This window comes from Candidatus Magnetaquiglobus sp., assembly GCF_058402785.1.
This window is the reverse complement of sequence record NZ_JBZVFG010000006.1, coordinates 49,140-56,460: the sequence shown is the minus strand read 5'-3', so window position 1 is coordinate 56,460 and position 7,321 is coordinate 49,140. Positions and strand designations below refer to the sequence as shown.

Annotated in this window: 6 protein-coding genes and 1 pseudogene; 6 read left to right on the top strand and 1 reads right to left on the bottom strand. The window is 60.3% G+C overall.

Annotation, left to right across the window (positions count from 1 at the left end; genetic code table 11):
- Together ACV4UY_RS03540 and ACV4UY_RS03535 are read left to right on the top strand one after the other, a co-directional pair.
- On the top strand, window positions 1-468 hold a 468-nt coding region (locus ACV4UY_RS03540), incomplete at its 5' end, for a potassium transporter TrkG (RefSeq protein WP_491606275.1).
- A gap of 12 nt (window positions 469-480) precedes the next feature.
- Window positions 481-1,182 (top strand): potassium channel family protein, encoded by a 702-nt coding sequence (locus ACV4UY_RS03535; protein WP_491606274.1) that lies wholly within the window; start codon window positions 481-483, stop codon window positions 1,180-1,182.
- A 363-nt stretch (window positions 1,183-1,545) separates the two neighbouring features.
- Here the strand turns inward: ACV4UY_RS03535 and ACV4UY_RS03530 are convergent, their stop codons facing one another.
- Window positions 1,546-1,815: a hypothetical protein gene (locus tag ACV4UY_RS03530; protein WP_491606273.1), complete on the bottom strand. Its 270-nt coding sequence runs from the start codon at window positions 1,813-1,815 to the stop codon at window positions 1,546-1,548.
- A 493-nt stretch (window positions 1,816-2,308) separates the two neighbouring features.
- Here ACV4UY_RS03530 and rpsU point away from each other — a divergent pair.
- The 4 genes and pseudogenes from rpsU (at window position 2,309) to ACV4UY_RS03510 (ending at window position 7,319) form a co-directional block, all read left to right on the top strand.
- Window positions 2,309-2,573: pseudogene (gene rpsU / locus ACV4UY_RS03525) on the top strand (30S ribosomal protein S21).
- A 325-nt stretch (window positions 2,574-2,898) separates the two neighbouring features.
- On the top strand, window positions 2,899-4,044 hold the full coding sequence (locus ACV4UY_RS03520; protein ID WP_491606272.1) for a SpoIIE family protein phosphatase: 1,146 nt from the start codon (window positions 2,899-2,901) through the stop codon (window positions 4,042-4,044).
- A 57-nt stretch (window positions 4,045-4,101) separates the two neighbouring features.
- Window positions 4,102-5,868, top strand: coding sequence for a V-type ATP synthase subunit A (locus tag ACV4UY_RS03515; RefSeq protein WP_491606271.1), 1,767 nt, complete (start codon window positions 4,102-4,104; stop codon window positions 5,866-5,868).
- Window positions 5,865-7,319: a V-type ATP synthase subunit B gene (locus tag ACV4UY_RS03510; RefSeq protein ID WP_491606270.1), complete on the top strand. Its 1,455-nt coding sequence runs from the start codon at window positions 5,865-5,867 to the stop codon at window positions 7,317-7,319. Before ACV4UY_RS03515 ends, ACV4UY_RS03510 begins: the two co-directional genes overlap by 4 nt.
- Window positions 7,320-7,321 lie beyond the last annotated feature (2 nt).

Sequence of the window (7,321 nt, the reverse complement as noted above, 5' to 3'; positions counted from 1 at the left end):
ATGGCGATCGGAGGCTCTCCCGGTTCCACGGCCGGAGGCATGAAAACCACCACCGCCGCCGTTTGTTATGCCTTGTTGCATTCCAAAGCCCGCAATCGGCCACGGGTGGAGTGTCTGGAACGCACCGTGCCTGAAGAGACCGTCAACAAGGCCATACTGGTGGTCACGGGGTATGTTCTGGCCATCATCATCGGTGTCTTTTTGCTGCAAGTGACAGAGACGGGACATCCTTTCAGCAAAACCGACAGAGATCTGTTCTTGGGCCATCTTTTTGAAGTGGTATCCGCTTTGGGCACCGTTGGTTTATCCACCGGCGTGACCACAACCCTTTCTGCTGGGGGCAAGGTCATCATCAGCTTGCTTATGTTCGTGGGTCGCATCGGACCTCTGCTGGCTGCCAGCGCTCTGATTGGTAAAACATCCAAAATCAACTACACGTTCACAGAAGAAAACGTCAACATTGGCTGAGGCGAGAAAATCATGTCACATTCTTTTCTGGTGGTCGGGCTGGGAACCTTTGGCAGTCGGGTGGCCAAGGCATTGATCGATGAAGGGGCGTATGTATTGGCCGTGGACCGGGATGAAGAACGGGTCAATCTGATCCGGGATAACGCCTCAAAAGCGGTCTGCTGTGATGCCGTCAATGCCGATGCCATGCGGGCGGTAGGCGCGTTCGAGGTGGACACGGCCATCGTGGCGTTGCGCAACCATTTCGATTCCACCGTGCTGGTCACCCACGCCCTGAGGAAACACGGAGTCACCCGTCTGCTGGTTCAGGTGGACAACGAACAAGAGGCCGAGGCGATTCAGACCTTTGGAGCCGTTGAGGTTATTTTTCCTCCACGGGACATGGCCTTGCGCATCGCCAAACGTTTGATTCATCCCGATTTGGCCGAAAGTATTCCCCTGGGACACAATGTGGCCATCATCGACATCTACTGTCCGACCAGTTTTGTAGGACGGACCATCAGCCATCTGGAGTTGCGAACCATCTATGGAGTCAACCTGATCGGCATTCGTCATGCGGCGCAAAACCGACCGACCCAGGACAATCTGACCATCAACCCCGCCCCGGATACCCAACTGCGCAGCGAGGACAATCTGATCCTGTTGGGGACACTGGAACAGCTTTCCAGAGTAAAGGGATTGAATCATGGGCGTGAAGGAAAAATAAAATTCTGAAACACTGAAGAGAAATCCCTTTGCATCAGCCCTGTTTTTGGTACGTGGAAATCGGGGGGCACTATAACCGGTTGAATTTATCGCCATAAGGGCGGAAGTCGGTGAACGCTTAACGAAATCAGGTGCTTACGAAATCAACACTAAAATCATTGGACGCCCGAAATCAGGGGATTACCCGAAATCAGGGGAAAATCAGGGGACACTAGGGAAAATCAGGGGACACTATACCGAAAATCAGGGGACACTATACCGGTTAAATTTATCGCCATAAAGGAAAACGGTATAGTGTTCCCCGATTCCGGATTTACGGATTTATCTGCGGATCGGTTTGCAAGGCGTTGCGACCGCTTTCATCAACCGGTCTTACTTCCAGCCGGCCTCTTTTTCGCATTCGGCCATCTCAGTGGGGTGGGATTTTTCCCACGCGGTGATGGACAAGGTTTCGTTGTCGGACATCTTGTTGTTCATGCAAGTGCAATAAATGGCCACGGTGGCTTGCGACTGGCCTTCGCGGTTGTTGTCACGGATGCATTTCTGCACCCAGGCAACATCGTCCGCGCCGGCCATGACCGTACCGGCTGCAAACATCATTCCAAGACCAATAACACCAGCAAACATTGTGAAACGCTTCATGTTTGACTTCCTCCGTAATTTTTGGTTTTTTTATAATGATTTGTCGGCATCGTCCCGTTTTTCAGGCAGGCGATGATCCTGTCTATTTTAATTGGGAATGAACAGAATGCAATAAAAAATCAGGTCAGATTGCACACTGTCATGCAATGGGGAATCTTGGCTTTCATGGTATGGTCCGTCATCCTCCAGGACGGCATCCGTGTGCCATGGCATTCACCTTATCATAAATTCTGGGACACTTTTGCCGGAAATGGCTTTTTGCGGGGGACTCGGCCCTGGTCATCCTGAATTTTGAGAATGCGCGGATAAGGGGTTGAACATTCGTTGCGGATGGATTATCATCGTCTGATTTTATGTTCCCGAAAAGGATCGGGAACAGGTTTGATCAGGGTCCATTGTCCGGTTTCGGAAACAAAAGGAGGAGTGATCTTCTGTGAGGATTGACGTTTACGACAATAATGTGGATCAGGCCATTCGGGTTCTGAAAAAGAAGATGATCCGGGAAGGCATGTTTCGGGAGATGAAGAAGCGCAAGTTCTTCGAGAAACCTTCCGAGCGCAAACGCCGGAAAAAAGCCGAGGCGGTCCGCCGTCTGCGCAAGAAAATCCGGCGCTCCTCCGTGGCGGGTGGTTCGTCCTAGACCACGCTTCTTTTCGACCGCGAAACGCCCCAGGGGAGTCGCACGGATCGGGAAGCGCAACGTCAATCCCATCTCGATCGTGGCGTTCCCGTCAGGGAATCCACGATCGGAGGGGTGAAGGGCGTTCCTCCGTCAGGCAGGTTGCCGTGGCGTTCCCGTCAGGAAGATCCACGGTCGGAGGGGTGAACGGGGCTATCCCCATCGTGCATGTTTGTGAGAACCTGCATGGGGGGCACTCCACCACGCTCTCGTGGAAGCGGACTCCCCAAGGAATCCGTGGTGCGGGTCCGTGGGGAATCCATCCCCGTTTCGCGCCCCAACGCAAGCGGTCGCCATGAACTTTGTCGCAAGCGAAGATCTCCAGCCCTCGGACTCGGGTTGGAGATCTTCTTTGTTTTGGCGCCTTCTGCTCAACACTCCACGACGTGGAATATTCATGCACCGTGCGCGCGACTAAAATTTCCAATAAGAACAAACCGATCATCCTGGTCGTGGATGACACCCCGGAAAACATCGATGTGTTGAAAGGGGCGCTGATCGATCACTACCAGGTTCGTCCCGCCCCGAACGGCGCCATCGCCCTGCGTGCCGCCCGTGTTCAGCCCTTGCCCGATCTGGTTCTGCTCGACATCATGATGCCCGGCATGGACGGCTACGAGGTGTGTCGTCGTCTCAAGGAAGATCCGGTCACCAGCGCCATTCCCGTCATCTTCGTCACCGCCAAATCCGAGGTCGAGGACGAATTGAACGGGCTCTCCCTGGGCGCGGTCGATTACATCATCAAACCGTTCAGCATCCCCATCGTTCTGGCGCGGGTGACCACCCATCTGGCCTTGCGCAAGGCCCATCGCGAACTGGACGACCGCAACCGTCTCCTCTCCGAGGAGCGCGAGTTGATCGAACAGATCATCGTCAAGATGCGCCGCGCGGATCGCCTCGACGACCGTTATCTGCGTTGTCTGGTCACGCCGGTGGAAACCACGGCGGGGGATCAACTGCTCGCCTCGTTTGCTCCGGATGGTCGTCAACTGGTACTGCTTGGGGATTTCACCGGTCACGGACTCACCGCCGCCATCGGCGGACCGCTGGTGGGGCATCTGTTCATCTCCGGGGTCAAGCGTGGCGAATCGGGGGGGCATCTTCTCAAGGAGATCAACCAGCAACTCAACGCCCGCATGCCCACGGGGATTTTTTTCGGGGCCTGTCTGGCGGAGATCTCCGCGGACCGGCGTCGGGCCTGGCTCTGGAATGCCGCCATGCCGGATGTTCCGCGTCTGCGCGGGGGTGCGGTTCTGGACCGTTTCTCCTCGAACATGCTGGCCCTGGGGATCGTTCCCTGGAGCGAGGATCCCGAGCCGATGATCATCGATCTGGAGCCGGAGGATCGGATCTATTTGTATTCGGACGGCATCATCGAGGCGATCGACGCCAACGAGGTGCAGTTCGGAGGCGAACGGTTGGAGGAGACCTTGAGCCACATCGTGGCCCAGGGAACCCCTTTGGAGCTGTTGATCGACCGTCTGAACGCCCATGCCGGCAAAAGCACCCACGATGACGACATCACCCTGGCCGAGATCCGAGCCGGGTAGCGGGATGGCCGTATCCCCTCGAATCTTATCCATTCGGAGCCGCGCCAAGGAGGATGCATGAACGAAGCCATGATTCGTTGGATCAGCGGGCCGGTGTTGCGGGCCACCACCCGTGCGCCGTTTTGCGTTCACGAATCGGTCCACGTCGGCGGGAGAGGGTTGCTCGGCGAGGTGATCCGCATGCGGGACGACGAGATCACCGTGCAGCTCTTCGAGGATGGCACCGGACTCAAGCCCGGCGACGCGGTGGTGGGTCGGGGTACTCCGTTGTCGGTGCGGCTCGGACCGGGCTTGCTGGGTCACATCTTCGATGGTCTGCTGCGTTCGTTGGGAGGCGAGGGACGGGATTTTCTCGTGCCCGGACGGTTCCAACTTCCGCCGGGACGCTTCTTTTTCACGCCGAGGGTCGAGCCGGGCCGGATCTTGAAGGGTGGAGATGGTTTCGGCGTGGCGCGCGCCCTGCTCGAGGGGAGCGTGGAACAGCTCTGCCTGATCCCGCCGGACAAGGCCGGGGAGGTGATCTCGGTGGCGCCCGCCGGGGAGTATGACGACCTGGCGGGCGTCTGCCAACTGCGTGACGGGCGCGGCGAGGCGATCGAGATCGCCATGAGCCATGCGTGGCCGGTACGCCATCCCCGTCCGGTGGCCAGGCGTTTGCCGGTCGGACCGCCGCTTCTGACCGGACAGAGAATCCTCGACACCCTGTTTCCCGTGGCGCGCGGCGGCAAGGCGATGGTGCCGGGGGGCTTCGGCACCGGCAAGACCGTGCTGTTGGAGACCATCGCCAAGTGGTGCGACGCGGATGTGATCGTCTATCTGGGCTGCGGCGAGCGCGGCAACGAGATGGCGGGCGTTCTGGATGAGTTCCCCAGGCTCGAGGATCCGCGCACCGGTCGTCCGCTCATGGAGCGGATGGTGGTGATCGCCAACACCTCCAACATGCCGGTCGCCGCCCGCGAGGCGAGCGTCTATACGGGCATCACGGTGGCGGAATACTTTCGCGATCAAGGGTTGAAGGTGGCTCTGATGGCCGATTCGACCAGTCGATGGGCCGAGGCGCTGCGCGAGGTGTCGGGCCGGCTCGGGGAGTTGCCCGGCGAAGCCGGTTATCCGGCCTATCTGAGCACCCGGCTGGCCGAGTTCTACGAACGGGCGGCGCGGGTGACCACCTTGTCGGGCAAGAGCGGCTCCCTGACCGTGATGGGGGCGGTGAGTCCCCCTTCCAGCGATTTTTCCGAGCCGGTCACCACCCAGACCAAGCGCTATGTGCGCAACTTCTGGGCGCTGGATCGCAAACGCGCCCAGGCGCGTTTCTATCCGGCCATCGATCCGATCGCCTCCTACTCCGAGGACGCCGAGGCCCTGGCCGCCTGGTGGAGCCACGAGGGGGCGCCGGCCTGGGCCGGGCACCGCCGTCGTTTCCTCACCCTTTTGGAAGAGCAGACCCGTTTGGAACGCATGGCGCGCATCCTGGGCAAGGATGCGCTTCCGCCTGCCCAGCGGTTGACGCTGCTTTGCGCCGAGTTGGTGAATGAAGGGTTCCTGCGCCAGTCGGCCTTCGCTCCCAAGGATCGGTACGCCTCGCCGCGCAGGCAGATCCGCATGATGGGGTTGCTGATCCGTTTCATGGAACGTGCCGAGGCCGCGGTATCCGCCGGGGTCGCGGTGGAGCGGATCGCGGGGTTGTCGGTGACGCGGCGTCTGCAACGCATGGGCGAGGAGATCGGCGAGGAGGAGTTCGAGCGTTTCGACGTCCTGGATGGTCTGCTGGAGGCCGATTTCGCCACCTTGAACGCCGCTTCCGGCGGGGAGGGAGGGGCATGACGCGCCATGTGGGGGATTTGAGTCTCGAGGAGGCGGTGACCCGCATCGAGGGACCGCTGCTCTTCGTGCGGCGCATGGTGGAGGTGGGGCTCAACGATGCCGTGGAGGTGGTCGGCGTCGATGGCCGGGTGCGTCTTGGACGGATCGCCGCGCTGGATGAGTCGTTCATGACCATCGAGACCCTGGAGTCCACCTCCGGGCTCTCCATGGCCGGAACGCGCATCCGGCTGATCGGCGAGCCGATCACCTTCTCCCTGGGACCGGGAATTCTGGGTCGGGTGTTCGACGGGGTGGGACGGGTGGCCGATGGCGGTCCGCCGGTGGCGGAGTTGGTCAAGGCACCCATCGACGGGGCGATCATCAATCCCTTGCGTCGCGCCAAACCCGAGGATTTCATCGAAACCGGCATCTCGGCCATCGACACCCTCGACAGTCTGGTGCGCGGTCAGAAACTGCCGATCTTCTCCGCAGGCGGTTTGCCGCACAACCGGTTGGCCGTCGAGATCGCCCTGCATGCCCGCTTGCGCGCCACCATCCGGGATGGAGAGCGCGCCGCGGAGCGTGAAGGCTCCGACGATTCGGGCGCGGTTGGCGAAACAGCCCCGTTCGCCATCGTGTTCGCCGGGATCGGCGTGCCGTTCGATCAGGCCGAGGCGTTCCGGCTGGCCCTCGAGGAGGGGGGCGCCCTCGGTCATACCGCGTTGTTCTTGAACCTGGCCTCGGATTCGAGCGCCCAGCGGTTGCTCACCCCCCGTTTCGCCCTGACCGCCGCCGAATATCTGGCCTATCACGAGGGTCGGCATGTCCTGGTGATCATCACCGACATGACCAACTACTGCGAGGCGTTGCGCGAGGTGTCGGCCAGTCACGGCGAGATCCCGAGTCGCAAGGGGTATCCGGGTTACATGTATTCCGATCTGGCCACCCTCTACGAGCGCGCCGGTCGTATCCACGGGCGTCCGGGTTCGGTGACGCAGATCCCGATTCTGACCATGCCTGCCGACGACATCACCCATCCGATCCCGGATCTCACCGGCTATATCACCGAGGGGCAGATCACTCTCGATCGCAAGCTCGACCGCGCCGGCATCCATCCGCCCATCGGGGTGTTGCCGAGTCTCTCCCGTCTCATGAAGGATGGCATCGGCGAGGGATTCACCCATGCCGATCATCCGGCGCTGGCCAATCAGCTTTATGCCGCCTATGCCCGCGCCATGGGGGCGCGGTTGCTGGCCAGCGTGGTAGGCGCCGAGGGATTGACCACCACGGATCGGCTTTTTCTGGAGTTCGGGCAGGGGTTCGAGCGCCGTTTCATCGCCCAACCCGAGGGGGCGCGCACGTTGGAGGAGAGCATGGCCATCGGCTGGGCGTTGTTGAAGATCCTGCCGCTCACGGAGCTGACCCGTTTGTCCGACGAACAGATTCAACGCTACCTGCGTTCGGAATCCTGACC

Bases quoted from the DNA above. Each gene is read 5' to 3' on its own strand.
- ACV4UY_RS03535 (WP_491606274.1), top strand. From the start codon at position 481: ATGTCACATTCTTTTCTGGTGGTCGGGCTGGGAACCTTTGGCAGTCGG.
- ACV4UY_RS03530 (WP_491606273.1), bottom strand. From the start codon at position 1,815: ATGAAGCGTTTCACAATGTTTGCTGGTGTTATTGGTCTTGGAATGATG.
- ACV4UY_RS03515 (WP_491606271.1), top strand. From the start codon at position 4,102: ATGAACGAAGCCATGATTCGTTGGATCAGCGGGCCGGTGTTGCGGGCC.
- ACV4UY_RS03510 (WP_491606270.1), top strand. From the start codon at position 5,865: ATGACGCGCCATGTGGGGGATTTGAGTCTCGAGGAGGCGGTGACCCGC.